Source organism: Burkholderia sp. AU32262, assembly GCF_020419985.1.
Lineage (GTDB): Bacteria > Pseudomonadota > Gammaproteobacteria > Burkholderiales > Burkholderiaceae > Burkholderia > Burkholderia semiarida.
In genome coordinates this window covers 116,757-139,369 of sequence record NZ_JAIZRS010000013.1, presented here as the reverse complement: position 1 = coordinate 139,369, position 22,613 = coordinate 116,757, and the positions used below count along the sequence as shown (strand labels likewise).

Genomic DNA, 22,613 nt, shown 5'->3' with positions numbered 1-22,613 from the left:
CCGCTACATGCGACGCAGAAGGTGTATGAACGCGCATCGCATGGCATGTGCGTCGTCGATGCCGATCGCGTCAATGCGGATCTGCTCGCCTTTCTGCAGTCGTGACGCGGAAACGCGCGCGACTCACACACTTCGAGCGGGACAAACGGAACCTGGAGAGCAGCATGGCAGAGGTCAAACGGGTCGAATACCTGTTTCTGGGCGGCGGCAAGGGCGGAAAATCGCTTGCGATGGAGATGGCCCGGCAAGGCAAGCGCGTCGCGGTGATCGAGCGCGGGATGATCGGCGGCTCGTGCATCAACGTCGCGTGCATCCCGAGCAAGGCACTGATACACCGTGCACGCGCGATGCATGCGTGGCGGGATGCGGCGCAACAGGAAGACGTGACGGCCGACATGGCGGGCGTTTCCGCGTATGTCGCCTCGGTCGTGAACGGGATGGTCGACGTCAATCGCCGCGCATTCGAGCAGTCGGGTCTCGAACTCGTGATCGGGACGGGGCGGTTCGTCGCGCCGCGAACCATCGCGGTGCGCGGCGCTGACGGGGCCGAAACGATCTACGAGGGCGAGAACGTCTACATCAACACGGGTACGGTCGCGTCGAGCCCGGACGTGCCGGGGCTGCGCGATGCGCGGCCGCTCACGCACGTGGAGGCATTGCGGTTGACGACGCTTCCCGGGCATCTGGTCGTCATCGGCGGCGGTTATATCGGGCTCGAGATGGCGCAAGCGTTTCGGCGGCTCGGCAGCGCGGTCACGCTCGTCAGCGATACGCCGCGCGTTGCGATGCGCGAAGACGAGGACGTCAGCACGGTCATTCAGCGGGCGCTGACCGACGATGGCATTCGCCTCGAACTCGCCGCGCGGCTCGTCGGCGTCGAGGGAAAAAGCGGCGAGCGCGTCACGGTGCGGCTGGCCGACGGCCGTGCCATCGAAGGTACGCACGTGCTCGTGGCGACCGGGCGCACGCCGCAGACGGCCGGCATCGGGCTCGAGCTGGCCGGCGTCGAGACGAACGAGCGCGGGTTCATCAAGGTCGACCATCGGCTCGCGACGACGGCGGAGCGCACGTGGGCGATCGGCGAAGTCGCCGGCACGCCGATGTTCACGCATGCGTCGTTCGACGACTACCGTGTGCTGAAAGCCGGTATCGAAGGCCGGCCGGCGAGCACCGCGGAACGTCTCATCCCTTATGCATTGTTCATCGACCCGGAACTCGGCCGAATCGGCTTGAACGAAGCGGACGCGAATGCCCGAAAGATCGACGTCCGGGTCGCGAAGCTGCCGATGGCTTCCGTGCCGCGGGCGCGCACCGACGGCAACACGCGCGGGTTCATGAAGGCGCTCGTGCATCCGGGCACCGGCGCGATTCTCGGGTTCACGATGGTCGGCACGGGCGCCGGCGATGTGACGACCGCAGTCCAGATGGCGATGCTCGGCGGCCTGCCGTACACGGCGGTGCGCGATGCGATCATCGGTCATCCGATTATTTCGGAAGGGCTGAACCTGCTGTTCGCGACGTTGCATTGACCCTGGAGCGACGGGGGTACGCATTGTGCCCTCGGTTCGTCCGACGAGCGATGATCGAAGCGCCGCCATGTCGCCAGGGCGGCCGACCTACTGCGCGACGCTTTCCGCGTCCGCCGTCTCCCCGAGGAACCCGCCGCTCTGGTGCGCCCACAGCGCCGCATAAATGCCACCCGCCTGCAGCAACTGCTGGTGCGTGCCTTCCTCGACGATGCGCCCTTCGTCGAGCACGATCAGCCGGTCCATCGCGGCGATCGTCGACAGCCGGTGCGCGATCGCGATCACCGTCTTGCCGCTCATCAGGCTGTCGAGGCTGCGCTGGATCGCGACTTCGACCTCCGAGTCGAGTGCGCTGGTCGCTTCGTCGAGTACGAGGATCGGCGCGTCCTTGAGCATGACGCGCGCGATCGCGACGCGCTGCCGCTGGCCGCCCGACAGCTTCACGCCGCGCTCGCCGACTTCGACGTCGTAGCCGCTGCGTCCGTGCCGATCGCGCAGCCGCTCGATGAACTCGGACGCTTCGGCCCGCACGGCCGCGTCGTGCATCTCCTGCTCGGTCGCGTCGGGCCGGCCGTATAGCAGGTTCTCGCGCATCGTCCGGTGCAGCAGCGACGTATCCTGCGTGACCATCCCGATCGCGCCGCGCAGGCTGTCCTGCGTCACATGCGCGATGTCCTGCCCGTCGATCCGGATCGTGCCGCCGTTCACGTCGTAAAAGCGCAGCAGCAGGTTCACGAGCGTCGACTTGCCGGCGCCCGAGCGGCCGATCAGGCCGATCCGCTCACCCGGCCGAATCGTCAGGTTCAGCCCGTCGAATACCGGGCGATCGTTGTCCTCGTGCGCGAACTGCACGTTGTCGAACACGATCTCGCCGCGCTGTACCGTAAGCGGCTTCGCATCGGGCGCGTCGACCACGCTGCGCACCTTCGTCAGCGTGTTGATGCCGTCCTGGATCGTGCCGACGTTCTCGAACAGCTCGGTCATTTCCCACATGATCCAGTGCGAATAGCTCGACAGGCGCAGCGCCATCGCGATCACGGCCGCGACGACGCCCGCGCTCGCCTCGCCGTGCAGCCACAGATACAGCGCGAGCCCGGCCGAGCCGATCAGCAGCAGCGTCGACAGCAGGTGGTTGACGATCTCGAATGCGCTGACGAGCCGCATCTGCGCATCGCCGGTCGCCTTGAACGCTTCCATCGCGCGCCGCGCATGGTCGGCTTCGCGCCGCGTATGCGAGAACAGCTTCACGGTCGTGATGTTCGAATACGCGTCGGTGATGCGGCCCGTCATCAGCGCGCGCGCGTCGGCCTGCCGGCTGCCGACCGCACCGAGGCGCGGCACGAAATACGCGCACGCCGCGCCGTAGCCGAGCGCCCACAGCGCGAGCGGAATCATCAGCCGCCAGTCGAAGCTCGCGGCGAGCACGAGGATGCCGATCAGGTACGCGGTGACGCCGATCACGACGTCGACCGACATGAACAGCGCGTCGCGCACCGCGAGCGCGGTCTGCATGATCTTGGTCGTCACGCGGCCTGCGAATTCGTTCGCGTAGAACGACAGGCTCTGGTCGAGCATCAGCCGGTGAAACAGCCAGCGCAGCCGCATCGGGAAGTTGATCGCGAGCACCTGGTGCTTGACCATCGTATGCAGCGCGATCAGCAGCGCGCTGCCGGCGAGGATCGCCGCGAAACCGGCGAGCGTGCCGAAGTGGCGGCCGCCGAAGTCGGCCGGTGTCGACGACGACAGCCAGTCGACGACGTGCCCCATCATCGCGAACAGCGCGGCTTCGTACGCGGCCAATGCGGCCGACGTCAGCGCGATCAGCAGGATCCAGCCGCGCGCGCCTTTCGTGCACGCCCAGACGAACGAGAAAAATCCCTTCGGCGGCGTGACGGGATCCTCGAGCGGGAAAGTCGGCAGGCGCCTTTCGAACCACGAATACATCGACTTGTTCTCCTTGTGCGGCCCGACGCAGCGGGTGGGCCGATGATGGCGGGGCCGGATGCGATGCGGTCATCGTGCGCCGACACGTCCGTCCCGGGGATGGACGTTGCGATCGCGTGGCCCGGTTTCAAGTGTCGCATCGATTCGACCGTGCTGCAGGCCGGTTGTAAGCCGCGCCGGCCAGGCGAACGGCGCCGGACTTGCGCGTCGGGCTCGAAGGAGGGGCCATCACGCCCTTAAAAAAATGCTTGACTATCTATCTATGAGTAGATAAAGTTCGACCCATGGAAACGAAGCCGACCGTCCGCGAACAGATTCTCGACCACGCGATCACGCTGATGATGCAGCGCGGTTACAACGGCTTCAGCTATCGAGACCTGTCCGACCTGGTGGGCGTGAAGACGTCGAGCATCCACTACTACTTCCCGTCGAAGGACGATCTGGTGCTGGAAGCGGTGGCGGCCTACAGCGACGAAGTCCTCGCGGCCGTGCGGGCGATCGATCCGGCATTGCCGGCCGACGTGAAGCTGAGCTTGTACACGAAGATGTTTGGTCGCACGCTCGGCGACGGCAACCTGATCTGCCTGTGCGGGATGCTCGCGTCCGACATCGAAACGTTGCCGGAGAACGTGCGGCAGGCCGTGCAGGCGTTCTTCACTGCCAACGAGCGCTGGCTCACGGCATTGTTGGCCCAAGGCGCGAAGGAAGGCACGCTGCAGTTCAGCGGCGAGCCAGAAACCGCGGCGCGCACGCTGTACGCGGCGTTCCAGGGCAGCGTGCTGGCCAGCCGGCTGTTTCACACGCGGGCGCGTCTCGAGGACGTCGAGGCCGTCTGGAAAACGCGGTCCTGACGGACGGCGCAAGCAGTCGGGCGGTTCGCCGCCTTTTATTGGATCACGTTATCTATCATGTAGTAGATAGATGATTGGCGCAGGTGGATCTTCCGCCTGCATTTTTTGGGGATGTTTATCTATCTATGAGTAGATAAATAAGCGCGATGCCGGCGGAGAAGCCGCCGGCACGCGGACCCCCGGTTCGAAGGCTGTTTCATTCATTTATGGAAAAGGAGTCTGTCATGTCGATCGAAAAAGTGCTGTACCGCGCCCATGCAAAAGCCACCGGCGGCCGCGACGGCCGTGCGACGGTGCCCGAAAGCGGCCTCGACCTGAAGCTGACAACGCCGCGCGAGCTCGGCGGCGCGGGCGGTGCGGGCGCGAACCCCGAGCAACTGTTCGCCGCCGGCTACAGCGCGTGTTTCATCGGCGCGATGAAGTTCGTCGCGGCGCGCGACAAGATCGCGATCCCCGCGGACGCGTCGATCGAAGGCAGCGTCGGCATCGGCGCGATCCCGAACGGCTTCGGCATCGAAGTCGAACTGAAGATCTCGCTGCCGGGCCTCGATCGTGATGTCGCGCAAACGCTGATCGACCGCGCGCACGTCGTCTGCCCGTACTCGAACGCGACGCGCGGCAACATCGACGTCACGCTCACGCTCGTCTGATCAATCGCAGTGCCAACCATCCATCGCCATTCGAAGATTCGACCAAGGAGTTGCACCATGAAGATCGTCAAGCCGCTGTTGATCGCTGCCGCCGTGGCAGCCGCACTGTCCACCGCACCTGCCGCGTTCGCCGCGGGCGCCGATGCCGTCGGTCCCGATGCGAAGACGAGCGCGTTCCTCGCCGCGCTGAACGGCCAGAAGGGCCCGGGGCTCGAAACGCTGAGCCCCGCGAAGGCGCGCCAGGTGCTGGTCGACGCGCAGAACGGCGTGAAGGTCGATCTGTCCGGCATCGACGTGTCGAACCGCACGATCGAGCAGGACGGCGTGTCGGTGCCCGTCACGATCGTGCGCCCGCAAGGCGTGACGGGCACGCCGCCGGTATTCGTGTTCATCCACGGCGGCGGCTGGGTGCTCGGCGATTTCCCGACGCACGAGCGCCTCGTGCGCGATCTCGTCGTGCAGTCGGGCGCCGTCGCGGTGTTCGTGAACTACACGCCGTCGCCGGAAGCGCGTTACCCGGTCGCGATCAACCAGGCGTATGCGGCGACGAAATGGGTGGCCGCGCACGGCGCGGAGATCGGCGTCGACGGCAGCCGCCTCGCGGTGGTCGGCAACAGCGTCGGCGGGAACATGTCGGCCGTCGTCGCGCTGATGGCGAAGGACAAGGGCGGCCCCGCGATCCGCTTTCAGGGGCTGATGTGGCCGGTCACGGACCACAACTTCAACACGGGCTCGTACAACGCGTACCAGCAGGGCCACTTCCTGACGCGGCCGATGATGAAGTGGTTCTGGGACGCCTATACGAAGAACGAAGCGCAACGCAACGAGATCTACGCGTCGCCGCTGCGCGCGAGCGTCGCGCAGTTGAAGGGGCTGCCGCCCGCGCTGATCCAGGTCGCGCAGTTCGACGTGTTGCGTGACGAAGGCGAGGCGTACGGCCGCAAGCTCGACGCGGCCGGCGTGGACGCGACGACCACGCGCTACGACGGCACGATTCACGATTTCGGTTTGCTGAACGCGCTGGCCGACGATGCGCCGACGAAAGCCGCGACGAAGGCGATGGCCAACGAAATCGCGACGCGGTTGAAGTAACGCGATCGGCAGGCGTTCGAAGCTGAGCGACAGGACGGCGGGCAGGTGCCCGCCGTTTTTTGCATGGGGGGTGTCGCCCATACCGGCAGCGCGTCGTGCGAAACGGCTGCATGGCGAGCGCGCCATCGCACGACCGCGCCGGGCCGCCGGCATTGTTGGTACGATCGCGCGTATCGTTCATGCCGGCGTCGCAAGCCGCCGGCCCATCGGCCGTGCAGCCGTACGCTAGCGCGGCCACGTTCGGGAGAAGCGGTTCATGTTGCAGGCGTTCGCGGTCTTGCTGATCTTCCAGTGTCTCGGGGAAGGCGTGTCCTATCTGTTTGGCCTGCCGGTGCCGGGCCCCGTGATCGGCATGCTGCTGCTGTTCGGCTTCGTGATGCTGCGCCCGCAGGCGGCCGACGCGATCGAGCCGACCGCGCTCGAGCTGCTGCGTCACCTGTCGCTGCTGTTCGTGCCGGCCGGCGTCGGCATCATGGTGTCGGCCGACCGCGTGCGCGGCGACGCGGCCGCAGTCGTCGTCGCGCTGGCCGTGAGCACCACGCTCGCGATCGCGGTGACGGCGCTGGTCACGCGCGCGCTGCTGCGGCGCCAGCGCCGAGCGGGCGGCACCGCGGAGGGCGCGCAATGACGGCCTTCCCGAAACTCGGCGCGATCTGGGTGTATCTCGCCGCGAGCCCGCTGCTCGGCCTGACCATCACGCTGGTCGCGTATCTGTTCGCGCAGGCCGTGTATGCGCGGGCGCGTTTCAATCCGCTCGCAAATCCGGTGCTGATCGCGGTCGCGATGATCGTCGTGCTGCTGACGCTCACGCATACGCCGTATTCCACGTATTTCGAAGGCGCGCAGTTCGTCCATTTCCTGCTTGGCCCCGCAACCGTCGCGCTCGCACTGCCGCTGTACCGCCAGTGGTCGAAGCTGCGGCGCACCGCGCTGCCGCTGCTCGTCGGCCTGCTCGCGGGTTCGCTGACCGCGATCGTGTCGGCGGTCGGCATCGCCGCGCTGTTCGGGGCGTCGCACCAGACGATCGCGTCGCTCGCGCCGAAATCGGCGACGACGCCGATCGCGATGGCCGTTGCCGCCGAGATCGGCGGCATTCCGTCGCTCACCGCCGTGCTCGTGATCTCGACCGGGATCTTCGGCGCGGTGTGCGCGCGCGGCATCCTCAATCTGCTGCGGGTCGACGAGCCGGCCGTGCGCGGTTTCGCGCTCGGCGTCGCGTCGCACGGGATCGGCACCGCGCGCGCGTTCCAGGTCAGCGAGGAAGCCGGCGCGTTCGCCGGGCTCGGGATGGGGCTGAACGGCGTGCTGACGGCATTCGTCGTGCCGATCCTGTTGCCGGTGCTGTCGCGCTGGATCTGAGCGCCGGCGGGCCACGGGCTATCGGTTTCCCTGATGGCGCGCACGACAGGCCGAACGCGCGGCGCATTCGGTACGCATGTATCGTTGACGTTATCAGGAGAATTCAGGAACGCACACGGACATTTGCGCGGCGATCGGCTAACGTTGCATCGGTGCCGTTGTCGCAGGCCGTCGCGTGCGCGCCGGTGTCCGACCCGCACTCAACAATCGACAAGGAGATCGGTCATGAAGCAGTCTCGCGTGGTTTCGGTGGCAGTAGCAGCAGCGGCGTCGTTCGGTCTGTTGTTGACCGCCGCGCCGGCGGCATACGCGCAGGACGCTGCGCCCGCGCCGACGCAGAAGCAGCTCGACAAGGCGCAGAAGAAGGCGGCGCGCAAGGCGGCCCGCGCGCGGCACGCGTCGGACCTGAAGGCGATCGGCACCGGCAGCGGCTACCGGTTGACCGGCGACCAGAGCAACTATCCGCAGAACGCGGTGCAGAAGGCGCCCGCGGCGCCGGCCGCGCCGGCTTCGGGCCAGTAACGGTCGACAGCGTCGCACAGCACGAACGGCGCCGGTCGAACCGGCGCCGTTCGTTCGTGGGCGCGACTCGGGAGGCGCGAGCCCGCCGCGTTACGACGCGAGCTTGCTCGCGAGTTCCGCCACGTGCTTGCCCTGGTAGCGCGCGATGTCGAGTTCGTTCGCGCTCGGCTGGCGGCTGCCGTCCGCGCCGGCGAGCGTCGTCGCGCCGTACGGTGTGCCGCCGGTGATTTCGTTCATGTTGACGAGCCCGCTGCACGCATACGGCACGCCCACGATCACCATCCCGTGATGCAGCAGCGTCGTGTGGAACGACGTGATCGTCGTTTCCTGGCCGCCGTGCTGCGTGCCGGTCGACGCGAACACGCTGCCGATCTTGCCGACGAGCGCGCCTTTCATCCACAGGCCGCCCGTCTGGTCGAGGAACGTGCGCATCTGGCCGGCCATGTTGCCGAAGCGGGTCGGCGTGCCGAAGATGATCGCGTCGTAGTCGGCGAGTTCGTCCACCGTGGCGACCGGCGCGGCCTGATCGACCTTCACGCCGATCGCGCGGGCCTGGTCGGCGGGGATCGTTTCCGGCACGCGCTTGAGCGTGACCTCGACGCCGGGCACCGATTTCGCGCCCTCCACGACGTGCTGCGCCATCGTTTCGACGTGCCCGTAGGACGAGTAGTAAAGAACGAGAACCTTGGCCATGTTGCGAATCTCCGATTAAAAGAGCCCCGCGTTTCGGCGGGGCCCGGTTTCCCGAACGGGCGTCACGCCCATTCGGCCGTCACTTCGACCGGACGCAGGTCGAACACGAGCACTTCGGCGTCCTTGCCGTCGGCGATCGTCAGCGCGTGTTCGCCGCGGATGCGCGCGCCGTCGCCTTCGCCGAGCGTCACGCCGTTGACCGTCACGCTGCCGCGCGCCACGTGCACGTAAGCAAAGCGGTTCGGATCGAGTTCCAGCGTCGCGCTTTCGTCGCCGTCGAACAGGCCCGCGTAAATCCGCGTGTCCTGCCGGATCTTCAGCGAACCGGCGTCGCCGTTCGGCGACACGACGAGGGCGAGCTTGCCGCGCTTGTCGTCGGCCGCGACATTCGTCTGCTGATAGCGCGGCTCGGCGCCCTTTTCGGCCGGCCCGACCCAGATCTGCAGGAAGTGGACCGGTGTGTCCTGCGAGTGGTTGAACTCGCTGTGGCGCACGCCGGTGCCCGCGCTCATCAGCTGCACGTCGCCCGGCACGATCACCGAGCCGGTGCCCATCGAGTCCTTGTGTTCGAGCGCGCCGTCGAGCACGTACGACAGGATTTCCATGTCGCGGTGCGGGTGCGTGCCGAAGCCGCGGCCCGGGGCGACGCGGTCGTCGTTGATCACGAGCAGATCGGAGAAGCCGACTTGCTTCGGATCGTAGTAATTCGCGAACGAAAACGTATGACGGGAGCTGAGCCAGCCATGCTCCGCACGGCCACGTTGGTTTGCTGCACGGATGTCGATCATGATTTTTTGTCCTTGAAGTCGCCGGACCTCGGAAGTGGGCTCGGCTGTTCGTTGAGATGAATCTTAGGTCAATCGATTTGACAAATAAATCGCTGTAGAGATAATGACTGTCGCTATGGAGTGGACAATATGGAACTCAACGACCTGAGGATCTTCGTCGCGACGGTGGACGCAGGCAGCTTCACGGCGGCGGCCGATCAGTTGATGCTGTCCAAGCAGTTCGTCAGCCGGCGCACGATGGCGCTGGAGGCGTCGCTCGGCGTGCGGCTGCTGCATCGCAATACCCGCAATCTCGCGGTGACCGAATCGGGGCAGGAGTTCTACGCGCGCGCGCAGCGCATCCTCGCGGAGATCGCCGACGCCGAGCAGGCGATGTCGGTACGCAGCACCGAGCTGCACGGTTCGCTGAAGATCAGCGCGCCGCTGTCGTTCGGGATCACGCACGTGTCGCCGCTGATCGCCGAATTCCTGGCCGCGCACCCGGCCGTGCGGCTGAACATCGACCTGACCGACCGGCGCGTCGACCTGATCGGCGAGGGCTTCGACCTCGTGCTGCGGATCGGCTCGCTCGAGGATTCGACGCTGATCGCGCGTCCGCTCGGCGCGTGGCGGATGATCGCGTGCGCGAGCCCCGCCTACCTGAAGCGGCAGGGCACACCGCAGACGCCGGCCGATCTGGCGGGCCACACATGCGTGCTGTACGGGCGCGAGCGGCGGGTCGGCTGGGAATTCCGCGTCGACGGCGCGGCGCGCACATTCGACGTGCAGGGTCCGCTCGTCGCGAACAACGGCGAAGTGGTGCGCGACGCGGCGATCGCCGGGCTCGGCATCGCGCTGCTGCCGGATTTCATCGTCGGCGGGGCGCTCGACAGTGGTGCGCTGGTGCCGGTGCTCGACGCGTATGCGCCGTCGCCGATCACCCTCAATGCGGTGTTTCCGCAGCATCGGGAAGGGTTCGTCACGCTGCGCACGTTCATCGGGTTTCTTGCGGAACGGCTCGGGGAGCCGGCGCCGACGGGGGCGAGCGGGGCGGGCCCGGTACGGTAGCCGGCCGCCTTGCGGTGAATGGGGCGATTAATCTCCGCATGATTTGCGGAGATTGTTGAGTCGTGCGGCGAATGAGTGGATAATCTCCGCATGATGAGCGGAGATTACACCTTTATCTGGGAATCGGCCGACTGGCCGGCATGGCGCTTCGACCTTCCGGCCCTCGCCGCGCCGCTCGCCGACGTCAGCCGTGCGCAAGGCATGCTGATCGGCCGACTGGCGGATGTCGGCCTGACGTTGCGCGACGAGGCGAGCCTGGCCGCGCTGACGGAGGACGTCGTCAAGACCAGCGCGATCGAGGGCGAGAACCTGAATGTCGCATCGGTGCGGTCGTCGATTGCGCGCCGGCTCGGTGTCGACATCGGCGCGCTCGCGCCGGTCGATCGCCACGTCGAAGGCGTCGTCGACATGGTGCTGGATGCGACGACTCATTCGGCCGCACCGGTCACCGAAGCGCGGCTGTTCGGGTGGCATGCCGCGCTGTTTCCGACCGGCTATTCCGGGCTGTCGCGGATCACGGTCGGCGGCTGGCGCTCGGATGCGAGCGGGCCGATGCAGGTGGTCTCCGGGCCGATCGGCCGGCAGCGCGTGCATTTCGAGGCGCCGCCTGCCGCACGCCTGCCGCACGAGATCGGGCGCTTTCTCGCGTGGCTCAATGCGCCGCCGGCCGAGCCGTTGCTGATCCGGGCCGGCCTGGCCCACCTGTGGTTCGTCACGCTCCACCCGTTCGACGACGGCAACGGTCGTATCGCGCGCGCGCTCGGGGATCTGGTTCTGGCGCGCGCCGATCGAAGCCCGCAGCGTTTCTACAGCCTGTCCGCGCAGATCCAGCGCGAGCGCAACGCGTATTACGACGTGCTGGAGCGCACGCAGCGCGGCTCGCTCGACGTCACGGAGTGGCTCGCGTGGTTTCTGAACACGCTGGGCCGGGCCATCGATCATGCGCACACGACGCTCGATGCGGTGCTGATCAAGGCGCGCTTCTGGCAGCGATGCGCGGGCGTCGCGATGAACGAACGCCAGGTCAAGGTCATGAATCGCCTGCTCGACGGCTTCGAAGGCAAGCTGACGACCACCAAGTGGGCCGCCATCGCGAAATGCTCGCAAGACACGGCGCTGCGCGATATCACGGAGCTCGTCGAGCAGCACATGCTGCGTCGCTCGGCGTCCGGCGGCCGGAGCACGAGTTACGAACTGGTGCCGTTCGACGGCTGACGTTGCCGCGGCGGCATCGCGACGACGAACGCGGCGATCGTGATGCGCCGCGGCACCGATCTGTGGATCGGGCTGCTGGTGTTCGACGCCAAGAAAACGTCCGGATGCGTTACTACTCGAACGTGCCGGCGTGGAAGAAAACCGTGCCGAAGACGATCAACGCGTGGCACGACAATCTCGACAAGACGCTGCCGATCGACGTGATGCAGTAAGCCGGCGCTGCCCGCTATTTCTTGCTTCGGCGCGCCGCACGCGCCGGCGCCGCCGCGGATTCCCGTATGCGCAACTCGGGCTGGACCGCATGGCCGGGCCCCGTGGCGCCGTTCTCGAGCGCGTCGAGCAATGCACGCGCAGCCTGGCGCCCGATCGCGTCGGTATCCACCCACATCGTCGTCAGCGGCGGCTGGATTTCGCGCGCGAGCGCGACGTCGTCGAACCCCGTGATCGACAACTGCCCAGGCACGTCGATGCCGAGCGCCTGCGCCTCGAGCAACGCGCCGAGCGCGAGCGCGTCGTTGCCGCAGATCACGGCCGTCGGCCGCGTCGCCGCATCGCTGCCGGCAATGGCACGCAGGCTCGCCCGCCCGAACGCGATCGTGGCCGCGCCTTCGTGCTGATGGACGGGACGCACCGCGAGCCCGTGCGCGGCCAGCGTGTCGTGAATGCCGCGCAGGCGGGCCTGGACACGGTCGTTGTCCGTCGACGGCTGCATGATGATCGCGAAATCGCGATGGCCGAGGTCGAGCAGGTGCGTGGTGAGCCGCGCGAATGCCGCACGGTTGTCGAAGCCGATGCAGCAGTGCGGGCTGTCGTCACGGTACGCATACGTGACGACGTACGGCACGCGATGCATCGCAAGGAGTTCGAACAGTTCCGGCGGATACGCTTCGCCGACCAGCGACACGGCTTCCACGCCGCGCGACAGCATCGCGCGCACCTGCTCGAGCGCCTGCGCGGGGTCGTAGTTCGAGCAGCCGAGGAACAGCGTGATGCCGTGCTCGGCCATGACCGTCTGCATGCCGGCAACCTGCGACGCGAACACCTGGTCGTCGAGGGTCGGAATGATCGCGCCCGTGATGTGGGTGCGCGTGGACGCCAGTGCGCGGCCGGCCGCATTCGGGATCCAGTTCAGTGCGAGCGCCGCGTCGCGCACGCGTTGCTGCACGTCGGCCGATACCTTGCCGGGATCGTTGTACACGCGAGAGACGGTCGCGGTCGATACGCCGGCCAGTTTCGCGACGTCGCCGAGCACCGAGCGGCCGCTGCCGCGGCGTGCGCGGGGCGTGCTCATCGGCCGTCTCCGGGGAGGGCGGCCGTGCCGCTGCCGTGTGCCGTCAAAAGCGTCATTGTTTACCCTCGATTCGTGATGCTCCCGCTTGCATTCCCGACCAACCCTGCGAGAATGTAAGCGCTATCGTGCTGCTGCTTCCCTATTATGTCAGACACTTGTTCGATCCGTATGGCGAAATTTTCCGAGACGATGACCATTTCGGTCATTTTGTCGACCGCAAATGTAAGCGATTACATTCAGCAATGAACGGCTTACGGACACCACGTATCGCCGTCGTCGGCAGCGTCAACATCGATCTCGTCACGCGCGCGCCGCGCCTGCCGGTGCCGGGCGAGACGCTGCTCGGCACGACGTTCGAGACCGTTCACGGCGGCAAGGGCGCGAACCAGGCGGTGGCGGCCGCGCGCTTGGGCGGATCGGTCGCGATGATCGGCTGCGTCGGCGACGACGCGTTCGGTGCGCGCCTGCACGGGGCGCTGGCGGCGGAGCGCATCGACGTGACGCACTTGCACCGGATCGCCGACACGGCGACCGGCGTGGCGACGATCACCGTCGACGACGGCGGCGCGAACAGCATCGTCGTCGTGCCCGGCGCGAATGCGTGCGTCGATGCCGACCGGATCGACGCGGCGTGCGACGCGATCGCCGCCGCCGCGTTGCTCGTGTGCCAGCTCGAAGTGCCGGTCGCCAGCGTGGCGCGCGCGATTGCGTGCGCAAGCGCGCGCCACACGCCGGTGCTGCTCAATCCGGCGCCCGCGCAGCCGCTCTTCGATGCGTTGCTCGCGCGGGTCGACTATCTCGTCGTCAACGAAACCGAGGCCGAGTCGCTGACCGGCATCGCGGTCGGCGACGACGCGTCGGCAGCGCGCGCCGCAGATGCGCTGCGCGCGAAGGGCGTCGGCAACGTGCTGGTCACGCTCGGCGCGCGCGGTGTCTGCTGGCGCGGCAGCGCAGGGAGCGGCCGCCATCGTGCGCTCGCGGTGGCGGCCGTCGACACGACCGCGGCCGGCGACACGTTCGTCGGCGGGTTCGCGGTCGCGCGGGCCGGCGGCGCATCGATGGACGACGCGATCGGCTTCGCCCAGCGTGCGGCCGCGATCAGCGTCACGCGCCGCGGCGCACAGACATCGATTCCGACGCGCGACGAAGTCGACCGTATAGAGACCTGAATTCCGCATCCGACGGAATGGCCGAACCCGGCCGCTGACAGTGACATGGAGACAATCGACATGAACGACAATCAAGCTGTTCCGCACGCGCCGCCACGGATTCGGCGCGGTCAACGCATCGCGCTCGCGCTGTTGATGGCGAGCGGGATCGTCAACTATCTCGATCGCGGCACGCTGGCCGTAGCGAGTTCCGCGATCCGCGGCGATCTCGGCCTGTCGCTCGCGCAGATGGGGCTGCTGCTGTCGGCCTTCTCGTGGAGCTATGCGCTGTGCCAGTTCCCGGTCGGCGGGCTGGTCGACCGCATCGGCCCGCGCCGGCTGCTCGGCATCGGGCTGATCGTCTGGTCGTTCGCGCAGGCGGCGGGCGGCATCGTATCCACCTTCGGCTGGTTCATCGTCGCGCGCATCGTGCTCGGCATCGGCGAGGCGCCGCAATTCCCGTCGGCCGCGCGCGTGGTGAGCAACTGGTTTCCGCTGCGCGCGCGCGGCACGCCGACGGGCATTTTCAATGCCGCGTCGCCGCTCGGTACCGCGCTTGCGCCGTTGCTGCTGTCGGTGCTCGTTGCGTCGTTTCACTGGCGCTGGGCGTTCATCGTGACCGGCGCGCTCGGTCTCGTCGTCGCCGTCGTGTGGTTCGCGCTGTATCGCGATCCGGTGCGCGCGCAACTGTCCGCCGCCGAACGCGCTTATCTCGATGCCGATGCGCAGAGCGCGGTCGCCGCGCCGAAACTGACCTTCGCCGAATGGCGCAGCCTGTTCTCGCACGGCACGACGTGGGGGATGCTGATCGGCTTCTTCGGCTCCGTATACCTGAACTGGGTCTACCTGACCTGGCTGCCGGGCTACCTGACGATGGAGCGGCACATGAGCCTGATCCGCACGGGGTTTGCCGCGTCGGTGCCGTTCCTGTGCGGGTTCGTCGGTTCGCTGGTCGCCGGCTGGCTGTCGGATCTCGTCACCCGCCGCAGCCGGTCGCCGGTCGTGAGCCGGCGCAACGCGGTGGTGGCCGCGATGCTCGGGATGGTCGCGTTCACGATTCCGGCCGCGCTCGTGCAGAGCAATACGGTTGCGCTCGCATGCATTTCGGTGGTGATCTTTCTCGCCAACGCGGCGTCGGCGTGCTCGTGGGCGCTCGCGACGGCAGCCGCGCCGCCCAGCCGCATCGCGTCGCTCGGCGCGATCCAGAATTTCGGCGGCTTCATCGGCGGCGCGCTGGCCCCGATCCTGACCGGCGTCATCGCGCAGAAGTGGTCGTTCGTGCCCGCGCTGCTCACCGCGGCGGCGATCGCGTTCGCCGGCGCGATGGCGTACCTGCTGCTCGTGCGCAAGCCGATTCCCGAACAGGCCGCGAACGCCGCGCCCGGACCGTTGCCGGCTTGAGCTTGCAGCCTGCATCCGCATTCATTGAAGCAAGGAGAAACAGATGCACTACCCGCAGCAATCGAACGTGACGATCGAGGGGATCGTGCCGGTGATGCTGACGCCGTTCGACGACGCCGGCGCGATCGACTACGCCGGGCTCGAGCGGCTCATCGAATGGTATCTGGCGCACGGCTCGGATGCGTTGTTCGCGGTCGCGCAATCGAGCGAGATGCAGTTCCTGAGCCTGGCCGAACGCGCGGCGCTCGCGCGTTTCGTGGTCGATCGCGTGGCCGGCCGCGTGCCGGTCGTCGCGTCGGGCCACATCAGCGACGACCTCGACGCTCAGGTTGCCGAACTGTGCGCGGCGGCCGAATCGGGCGCGCAGGGCGTCGTGCTCGTGACCAACCGGCTCGATCCGCAACGCAAGGGCAGCGCCGCGTTGCTCGACCATCTGCGCCGGCTGCTCGCGCGGCTGCCGTCGGATCTTCCGCTCGGCCTGTACGAATGTCCGGCGCCTTATCGGCGGCTTCTGTCGGATGACGAGTTGCGCGCGTGCATCGATACGGGCCGATTCGTGATGCTCAAGGACGTGAGCTGCGATCTCGCGACGGTGAAGCGGCGCGTCGCGCTGGCCGCGGGGTCGCCGCTGAAGATCCTGAACGCGAACGCCGCGATCGCGTGGGACGCGATGAAGGCCGGGTCGGCCGGTTTCAACGGCGTGTTCACGAACTTCCATCCCGATCTCTACCAGTGGCTGCGCACGCAAGGCGAATCGAATCCGGCGCTGGCCGACGAACTCTCGACGTTCCTGGTCGTCTCGGCGGTATCGGAGGCGCTGGGCTACCCGGCGCTCGCGAAGCTCTATCACCAGCGGATCGGCACGTTCGGGTCGATCAAATGCCGTGCGATCGACTACGACGTGCGCGAACGCTTCTGGGCGCTCGACGCGGTACTCGACAAGATCGTGGCCGGCACCGAACATTTCCGCCGGCGGATCGCGGCGTCATAACGGAGGACGCGCGCCGCCAGCAGCGCGGCGCGTGATCGCATCGCATGCCGTGCCGTGCATGCGGCACATCCGCTGCGTGCCCGAACGACCCGTCTTGCGCGAGGCGTCGCAGTCGCGGCGCCATCATCGCGATTCCCTTCCCGTCGCTGGCGGCAATGCCTGCCGCTTCGCGATGCGGCTGCCATTCGCAGTCGTTCACGACGTCACGAACTGCCGGGTCAGTTGCGCGGCATAGTCGGACAGATTCGACTGCTGCTGCGCGACACGCTTCAGATCGGCGGTCAGTGCGGTCGTCCGCACGTCGATCATCCCGTTCTCGGGATTGAACAGGCCAAGCAGCAAGCGAACGTATCGCTCGGCGAGAGGTGTTCTCCTTGCCGGTATCAGTTGGCAAGACTGGTCTGGAGCGAATCGTCCGCCATCCGCACTGGCCGGCCGTCACCGGATGGGCCGCTCTCCCGCGATTGTCCACTATTTCGAGACAGCGAATCGTGTTTCGGCGGATTGATGAATTTTCGTGGGACAGTAGACTGCACCCGTGCTTCGCCAGAACCGATCCGGCGCGCCGTCAGTCGCGGCGTCACCGGATGGATTCTTCGGCGGCGGGCCACCTGGCTTGCCGCGCGACTGCGCGAAGAGTGGTCCGTTGCCGGCATCGCGCGCCGATTCGACGCGCAGCGGCAGCGGATGCATCAAACCGTCAATTCAAGGGTGATTGCCATGCGTTACGTTTCACTGGAGTCGAAGAAGGACGAGCTGCTGCTGGCGGCTCGCGTGCTGATGATGATCCTGTTCGTGCTGTTCGGCTGGCAGAAGCTGCACGACTTTTCGGGCACGGTCGCGTACATGGCGTCGACGGGGAATCCGGCGCCCGAACTCGCGGCCGCGATCGCGGTGGCGGTCGAACTGGTGGGCGGCGTGCTGATCGCGATCGGCTTCTATACGCGTCCGCTCGCGCTGGCATTCGCCGCCTATACGCTCGCGACCGCGCTGATCGGCCATCGCTACTGGGCGCTGCAGGGGATGGAGCAGTACATGGCGATGATCAATTTCTACAAGAACGTGAGCATCATTGGCGGGCTGCTGTTGCTCGCGTTGAGCGGGCCGGGCCGGTATTCGGTCGATCGGAAGTAAGGCAGGACGAAGTTTCCGTTCGGTATCACAAGCCCGGTACGTGCAAGCGTGCCGGGCTTCGTTTTTGCGGGCGATGCAGGGGCGGCGCGCGTGCCGACGACGGAACCGGAGTCGTGCCCAGGCACCGCGGGCAGCGCATGCGCTCGCGGCCGGAATCCGCATCGCGGATCACGCATTGCACGAAGCCGTTGGCGGGCGGGAAATGGATGAAGAAAGAGGCGAAGAAGCGGGGCGAAGAAGCGGGCGATCATGTTCCGACCGGATGCGAGCCGTTCATACTGTCCAATAGGCCCGATAATCCATTCGTTTCCGTGATCGAGCGCCACCCATGCCAAACCAGATTTCACCGATCGACCGTCCCACCATCCTCGTCATCGGCGCGTCCGGCCTGCTCGGCCGCGCGGTGGCCGCGTCCTTGTTCCGCGAACCGTCGCTGACGCTGCTCGCAACCATCCGGCACCCGCAAGGCGCCGGCGCAAAACTGCTCGCATTGCCGCCGGAAAACATCGCCGAACTCGACGTCCTCGACGAGCCGGCTCTCGAGCGCCTGTTCGAAACGTGCCGGCCCGCTGCCGTCGTCATTTGCGCCGCCGAACGCCGCCCCGACGTCTGCGAACGCGACCCGGCCGCGGCCCGCGCCATCAACGTCGCGGCGCCGGCCCGCATCGGCGCGCTCGCCGCGCGATTCGGCGCATGGACGCTCGGCATCTCGACCGACTACGTGTTCGACGGCAACGCCGCCCCGTACGGCGAGGACGCCACCCCGAACCCGCTGAACATCTACGGTCGCACCAAACTGGAGGGCGAGGCCGCGCTCCTCGCGGCCTCGCCGCTGTCGTGCGTGCTGCGCCTGCCGTTGCTCTTCGGCCCGATCGCCGACTGGAGCGAATCGGCCGTCACGAGCCTCGTGCCGGCCGTCGTCGCGTCCGCGCGACCGGGCGCGGACGCGGTCGGCATGGACGCATGGGCGATCCGTTATCCGACCTGGACGCCCGACGTCGCGCAGGTCATCCGCGACCTGACGCTGCGCCATCTCGCGGGGAAGTCCGTCACGGGCATCCGCCATTGGTCGAGCGAGGAGCCGATGACGAAGTACGACATCGCGCAGCGAATCGCGGCCGCGCTCGGCATCGACGCGTCGCTCGCGCCGATCACGCAGCCGACCGACGCAACGCCGCGCCCGTACGACTGCCATCTCGATGCGGCGCGCGTGCGCGCGCTCGGAATCGATTACGCGACGCCGTTCGATACGGCGTTGCGGACCGTGCTGCGCGACGCGCCGCAGGCGCGGTAGGATCGGCGTCCTTCGCGGCTCGCGGTACCCAGCCGACATATCAACCCCCAAACCGTCGTGGAGCGTACGGCCGTGCTTTCCCGGCGCGTCGCCAACGCATCCGGCAACGGGGCAGACAGCTGCGAGTCCCAATCCTCAGACGTGTTTCACGTCTGAGCGCACTCGCGATCGAATTCAGGATTTGTCTAGTCATCCTTGAGATTCGCTCGCTCGAATTGCACCAAACATGTGCCGGAATTCCCCGCGACGATGCACGCCAGAGCCCTGAAATTAGGGGATTTCCCGCGTTTCACGCGTTTTTATTGATCACTGCTTGTCTCGCTGTTTTTCTTCTTGCATGCTTGTATAGACAAATTCCTGAGGCGGCTCGCTGCACCGAAGGGATGGCGAACTTCAACGCAAGGAGAATCTCGTGAACGGCAAGCGCATCAAGTGGGCAATCAGGACGATCGGCGTCATCGCGGCTGCGGCGGCCACGCTCGCGGCACCGGTGCAGGCGAAGGAATGGAAGACGGTGACGGTCGCGCTCGAAGGCGGCTACGCACCGTGGAACCTCACGCTGCCGGGCGGCAAGCTGGGCGGTTTCGAACCGGAACTGCTCGCCAACGTGTGCGAGCGGATCAAGGTGCAGTGCAACATGGTCGCGCAGGACTGGGACGGGATGATTCCGGGCCTGCAGGCCGGCAAGTTCGATGTCCTGATGGATGCGATTTCCATCACGCCGGAGCGCGAAAAGATCCTGCTGTTCTCGCGTCCGTACGCGGCGACGCCGGCGACGTTCGCCGTCACCGATACGAAGATCCTGCCGAAGGCCGCGCCCGGCGCGCCGATCGTCAAGCTGACGGGCGACGCCAACACGGACAAGCCTACCGTCGACACGCTGCGCAAGCAGTTGAAGGGCAAGACGATCGGTATCCAGTCGGGCACCGTCTACACGAAATTCATCAACGACAGCTTCAAGGACATTGCGTCGATTCGCGTGTACAAGACGTCGCCCGAACGCGATCTCGATCTGGTCGCCGGGCGCATCGACGCCTCGTTCGACGACGTCACGTACTACGCGGCGAACAACGCGAAGAAGGACAACGCATCGATCGTGCTCGCGGGGCCGAAGCTCGGCGGGCCGATCTGGGGGCCGGGCGAAGGGCTCGCGTTCCGCAAGCAGGATGCCGACCTGAAGACGAAGTTCGATACGGCGATCGCCGCGGCGCTCGCGGACGGCACCGTGAAGAAGCTCGCCGACAAGTGGTTCAAGACCGACGTCACCCCGTAAGCGCGTGTTCGGCCGCCGTCGCGTAAGTTCGTCGAACGGCGCGCGGCGGCACGCATCCAGCGGATTCACTCAACACATGCCGGGAGGCACGCATGGCGATTCTTGAAATGCTCGGCTTCGGCACCGAAGGCTGGGGCGGTGTGCTGCTGCTCGCCGCACTGATGACGGTCGCGCTGACGCTCGCCGCGCTGGCGGTTGGCGCCGTGATCGGCGCGGCGATCGCGGCGGCGAAGCTGTCGCGCTACCGCAGCCTCCGCCTGCTCGGCGATCTGTATACGACGGTATTTCGCGGCGTGCCCGAACTGCTCGTCATCTATCTGTTCTACTTCGGCGGCTCGACGCTCGTGACGGCCGTCGGCCAGTGGTTCGGCGCAGAGGGCTTCATCGGCGTGCCGCCGTTCGTGATCGGCGCGCTCGCGGTCGGGATGATCTCGGGCGCCTATCAGGCCGAGGTCTATCGCGCGGCAGTGCTCGCGGTGTCGAAGGGCGAGCTCGAAGCGGCGCGTTCGATCGGCATGCCGCGCGGCATGGTGCTGCGGCGCATCCTGGTTCCGCAGGTGCTGCGCTTCGCGCTGCCCGGTATCGGCAACGTGTGGCAACTGAGCCTGAAGGATTCCGCACTGATCTCGGTCACCGGGCTTGCCGAGTTGCTCCGCACGAGCCAGATCGCCGCCAATTCGACTCACCAGTACTTCGTGTTCTTCGTCGCGGGCGGTGCGCTGTATCTGCTGATGACGGGCTTGTCGAACCGCGTGTTCAACCGGGCCGAGGCGATCGTCGGCCGGTCGTTCCGCCGCAATTTCGCGCGCAACTGACGGAGAACGGGCATGTCCATCGATTTCGCATTTCTCGTCGACACGCTGCGCCAGTTGCTGGCGGCCGTGCCGACCACGCTCGGCCTGTTCTTCGCATCGCTCGTGCTCGGCGGCCTGCTGTCGCTCGTGATCGTCACGATGCGCGTGTCGCCGCGCTGGCTGCCGAACCGCTTCGCGCGGGCCTATATCCTCGTGTTTCGCGGCTCGCCGCTGCTGATCCAGATGTTCCTCGTGTATTACGGGCTCGGCCAGTTCGGCGTGATTCGCGAGAGCTTCATGTGGCCGCTGCTGCGCGAGCCGTACGTCTGCGCGGTGCTGTCGCTCGCGCTGTGCACGGCAGGCTACACGGCCGAAATCCTGCGCGGCGGGTTGATGGCCGTACCGGTCGGGCAGATCGAGGCCGGCTATTCGATCGGCCTGTCGGGTTTCGCGCTGCTGCGGCGCGTGATCGGCCCGATCGCGCTGCGCCAGTGTCTGCCCGCGTATTCGACCGAAGCCGTGCTGCTCGTCAAGTCGACCGCGCTGGCGAGCCTCGTCACCGTATGGGAAGTGACGGGCGTCGCGCAGCAGATCATTCAGCAGACCTACCGGACGACCGAGGTGTTCGTCTGCGCGGCCGTGATCTATCTGGGCCTGAACTTCATCGTCGTGCGCCTGCTCGGCGCGCTCGAATGGCGGCTCTCGGGGCACCTGCGTGCGCCGAAGCCGTCCGGTGCGCCAGCCGCGGCGACCCGCAATGCCCGGCGCGTCGCGTCCTGAGCGCGCCCATTCTTTCCAGGAGAATCCGATGAACACCGCCGCCCCCGTCGCGCTGTCGGTCAGAAACATCCACAAGTCGTTCGGCGATCACCATGTGCTGAAGGGCATATCGCTCGACGCGCACGAGGGTGACGTCATCTCGATCCTCGGCGCGAGCGGGTCGGGCAAGAGCACGTTCCTGCGTTGCCTGAACCTGCTCGAGACACCCGACGACGGCTCCGTCGCGCTCGCGGGCGAGGAGCTGGCGATGAAGCGTGCGCGCGACGGCAAGCTGCATCCGAGCGACCGGCGCCAGGTCGACCGGATCCGCTCGCAGCTCGGGATGGTGTTCCAGAACTTCAACCTGTGGTCGCACATGACGGTGCTCGACAACCTCGTCGAGGGACCGCTGCGCGTGCAGAAGCGCAGTCGCGCGGAAGCGGTGGAGGAGGCCGAGGCGCTGCTCGCGCGCGTCGGCCTCGCGGACAAGCGCGGCTACTATCCCGCGCATCTGTCCGGCGGCCAGCAGCAGCGTGTCGCGATTGCCCGCGCGCTGGCGATGCATCCGAAGGTGATGCTGTTCGACGAACCGACGTCGGCGCTCGACCCGGAACTGGTGGGCGAGGTGCTGCGCGTGATGCGCTCGCTGGCGGAGGAGGGGCGCACGATGCTGGTCGTCACGCATGAAATGGGCTTTGCGCGCCACGTGTCGAATCGCGTGATGTTCCTGCATCAGGGCGAGGTCGACGCGGACGGGACGCCCGACGAAGTCTTCGGCGGCCAGACCTCCGAGCGCTTCCGGCAATTCGTGTCGAGCCACCACGACCGCACGACGAACTGA

23 protein-coding genes and 2 pseudogenes are annotated in these 22,613 nt (G+C 67.0%); 20 read left to right on the top strand and 5 right to left on the bottom strand.

From position 1 onward, the window contains the following. Window positions 1–9: 9 nt before the first annotated feature. Window positions 10–105, top strand: a pseudogene (locus tag LGN10_RS17570) (alpha/beta hydrolase); the annotation flags it as partial. Window positions 106–164: 59 nt separating this feature from the next. Next, on the top strand, window positions 165–1,529 hold the full coding sequence (locus LGN10_RS17565) for a dihydrolipoyl dehydrogenase family protein (protein WP_226224444.1): 1,365 nt from the start codon (window positions 165–167) through the stop codon (window positions 1,527–1,529). Window positions 1,530–1,616: 87 nt separating this feature from the next. On the opposite strand, the gene LGN10_RS17560 is transcribed toward LGN10_RS17565, so the two are convergent. Further along, complete coding sequence (locus tag LGN10_RS17560; protein ID WP_059579405.1) at window positions 1,617–3,470, bottom strand: ABC transporter ATP-binding protein; 1,854 nt, start codon at window positions 3,468–3,470, stop codon at window positions 1,617–1,619. A 284-nt stretch (window positions 3,471–3,754) separates the two neighbouring features. Here LGN10_RS17560 and LGN10_RS17555 point away from each other — a divergent pair, with 284 nt between their 5' ends. The 6 genes from LGN10_RS17555 to LGN10_RS17530 all read left to right on the top strand — a co-directional run bounded on the left by LGN10_RS17555 (window position 3,755) and on the right by LGN10_RS17530 (window position 7,944). Further along, window positions 3,755–4,321 (top strand): TetR/AcrR family transcriptional regulator, encoded by a 567-nt coding sequence (locus tag LGN10_RS17555; protein ID WP_104013067.1) that lies wholly within the window; start codon window positions 3,755–3,757, stop codon window positions 4,319–4,321. A 224-nt stretch (window positions 4,322–4,545) separates the two neighbouring features. Then, the gene (locus LGN10_RS17550) at window positions 4,546–4,971 is read left to right on the top strand and encodes an organic hydroperoxide resistance protein (RefSeq protein WP_059579400.1); all 426 of its coding nucleotides are present in this window, start codon (window positions 4,546–4,548) and stop codon (window positions 4,969–4,971) included. A gap of 57 nt (window positions 4,972–5,028) precedes the next feature. Beyond that, complete coding sequence (locus LGN10_RS17545) at window positions 5,029–6,063, top strand: alpha/beta hydrolase (protein ID WP_059579397.1); 1,035 nt, start codon at window positions 5,029–5,031, stop codon at window positions 6,061–6,063. A gap of 256 nt (window positions 6,064–6,319) precedes the next feature. Next, window positions 6,320–6,691, top strand: coding sequence for a CidA/LrgA family protein (locus LGN10_RS17540; RefSeq protein WP_089490138.1), 372 nt, complete (start codon window positions 6,320–6,322; stop codon window positions 6,689–6,691). Beyond that, window positions 6,688–7,422, top strand: coding sequence for an LrgB family protein (locus LGN10_RS17535; protein WP_226224443.1), 735 nt, complete (start codon window positions 6,688–6,690; stop codon window positions 7,420–7,422). The genes LGN10_RS17540 and LGN10_RS17535 overlap by 4 nt, the downstream gene beginning before the upstream one ends. 225 nt (window positions 7,423–7,647) lie before the next feature. Next, a complete protein-coding gene (locus tag LGN10_RS17530) occupies window positions 7,648–7,944 on the top strand; it encodes a hypothetical protein (RefSeq protein WP_059579389.1) in 297 nt (98 codons plus the stop codon). A gap of 90 nt (window positions 7,945–8,034) precedes the next feature. Here LGN10_RS17530 and wrbA read toward each other — a convergent pair whose 3' ends face one another. Next, window positions 8,035–8,637: an NAD(P)H:quinone oxidoreductase gene (wrbA, locus tag LGN10_RS17525; protein WP_059579387.1), complete on the bottom strand. Its 603-nt coding sequence runs from the start codon at window positions 8,635–8,637 to the stop codon at window positions 8,035–8,037. A gap of 62 nt (window positions 8,638–8,699) precedes the next feature. Next, window positions 8,700–9,425: a pirin family protein gene (locus tag LGN10_RS17520; RefSeq protein WP_059579385.1), complete on the bottom strand. Its 726-nt coding sequence runs from the start codon at window positions 9,423–9,425 to the stop codon at window positions 8,700–8,702. Window positions 9,426–9,554: 129 nt separating this feature from the next. On the opposite strand from LGN10_RS17520, the gene LGN10_RS17515 reads away from it, so the two are divergent. The 3 genes and pseudogenes from LGN10_RS17515 to LGN10_RS17505 all read left to right on the top strand — a co-directional run. Continuing rightward, the gene (locus LGN10_RS17515; protein ID WP_059579382.1) at window positions 9,555–10,472 is read left to right on the top strand and encodes a LysR family transcriptional regulator; all 918 of its coding nucleotides are present in this window, start codon (window positions 9,555–9,557) and stop codon (window positions 10,470–10,472) included. Between the two features lie 90 nt (window positions 10,473–10,562). Beyond that, window positions 10,563–11,687, top strand: a complete 1,125-nt coding sequence (locus LGN10_RS17510) for a Fic family protein (protein ID WP_226224442.1) — start codon at window positions 10,563–10,565, stop codon at window positions 11,685–11,687. 12 nt (window positions 11,688–11,699) lie between these two features. Beyond that, window positions 11,700–11,899 (top strand): annotated as a pseudogene (locus LGN10_RS17505) (hypothetical protein); the annotation flags it as partial. A 14-nt stretch (window positions 11,900–11,913) separates the two neighbouring features. On the opposite strand, the gene LGN10_RS17500 reads toward LGN10_RS17505, so the two are convergent. Continuing rightward, window positions 11,914–12,978, bottom strand: a complete 1,065-nt coding sequence (locus tag LGN10_RS17500; protein ID WP_060967228.1) for a LacI family DNA-binding transcriptional regulator — start codon at window positions 12,976–12,978, stop codon at window positions 11,914–11,916. A gap of 242 nt (window positions 12,979–13,220) precedes the next feature. On the opposite strand from LGN10_RS17500, the gene rbsK reads away from it, so the two are divergent. Genes rbsK through LGN10_RS17485 form a run of 3 tightly spaced genes read left to right on the top strand, consistent with a single transcriptional unit; the run spans window position 13,221 to window position 16,518 of the window. Then, window positions 13,221–14,147, top strand: coding sequence for a ribokinase (rbsK, locus tag LGN10_RS17495; protein ID WP_099318272.1), 927 nt, complete (start codon window positions 13,221–13,223; stop codon window positions 14,145–14,147). A gap of 60 nt (window positions 14,148–14,207) precedes the next feature. Then, window positions 14,208–15,527 carry an MFS transporter gene (locus tag LGN10_RS17490; protein WP_226224440.1) on the top strand — a complete coding sequence of 440 codons (1,320 nt, stop codon included), beginning with the start codon at window positions 14,208–14,210 and terminating at the stop codon, window positions 15,525–15,527. Window positions 15,528–15,570: 43 nt separating this feature from the next. Further along, window positions 15,571–16,518 carry a dihydrodipicolinate synthase family protein gene (locus tag LGN10_RS17485; protein ID WP_059638963.1) on the top strand — a complete coding sequence of 316 codons (948 nt, stop codon included), beginning with the start codon at window positions 15,571–15,573 and terminating at the stop codon, window positions 16,516–16,518. A gap of 195 nt (window positions 16,519–16,713) precedes the next feature. On the opposite strand, the gene LGN10_RS17480 is transcribed toward LGN10_RS17485, so the two are convergent. Further along, window positions 16,714–16,860 (bottom strand): hypothetical protein, encoded by a 147-nt coding sequence (locus tag LGN10_RS17480; protein WP_155720448.1) that lies wholly within the window; start codon window positions 16,858–16,860, stop codon window positions 16,714–16,716. Between the two features lie 378 nt (window positions 16,861–17,238). On the opposite strand from LGN10_RS17480, the gene LGN10_RS17475 reads away from it, so the two are divergent. The 6 genes from LGN10_RS17475 to LGN10_RS17450 all read left to right on the top strand — a co-directional run bounded on the left by LGN10_RS17475 (window position 17,239) and on the right by LGN10_RS17450 (window position 22,613). Further along, entirely contained in the window at window positions 17,239–17,652 is a 414-nt protein-coding gene (locus tag LGN10_RS17475) for a DoxX family protein (RefSeq protein ID WP_226224438.1), read from the top strand. A 328-nt stretch (window positions 17,653–17,980) separates the two neighbouring features. Then, the gene (locus LGN10_RS17470; protein WP_226224436.1) at window positions 17,981–18,946 is read left to right on the top strand and encodes a dTDP-4-dehydrorhamnose reductase family protein; all 966 of its coding nucleotides are present in this window, start codon (window positions 17,981–17,983) and stop codon (window positions 18,944–18,946) included. A gap of 412 nt (window positions 18,947–19,358) precedes the next feature. Beyond that, window positions 19,359–20,219 carry a transporter substrate-binding domain-containing protein gene (locus LGN10_RS17465; RefSeq protein ID WP_226224435.1) on the top strand — a complete coding sequence of 287 codons (861 nt, stop codon included), beginning with the start codon at window positions 19,359–19,361 and terminating at the stop codon, window positions 20,217–20,219. Window positions 20,220–20,311: 92 nt separating this feature from the next. Next, window positions 20,312–21,034 carry an ABC transporter permease gene (locus tag LGN10_RS17460; RefSeq protein ID WP_059579360.1) on the top strand — a complete coding sequence of 241 codons (723 nt, stop codon included), beginning with the start codon at window positions 20,312–20,314 and terminating at the stop codon, window positions 21,032–21,034. Between the two features lie 12 nt (window positions 21,035–21,046). Beyond that, window positions 21,047–21,793 (top strand): ABC transporter permease, encoded by a 747-nt coding sequence (locus tag LGN10_RS17455; protein ID WP_059579357.1) that lies wholly within the window; start codon window positions 21,047–21,049, stop codon window positions 21,791–21,793. A 28-nt stretch (window positions 21,794–21,821) separates the two neighbouring features. After that, complete coding sequence (locus tag LGN10_RS17450) at window positions 21,822–22,613, top strand: ABC transporter ATP-binding protein (RefSeq protein ID WP_059579354.1); 792 nt, start codon at window positions 21,822–21,824, stop codon at window positions 22,611–22,613.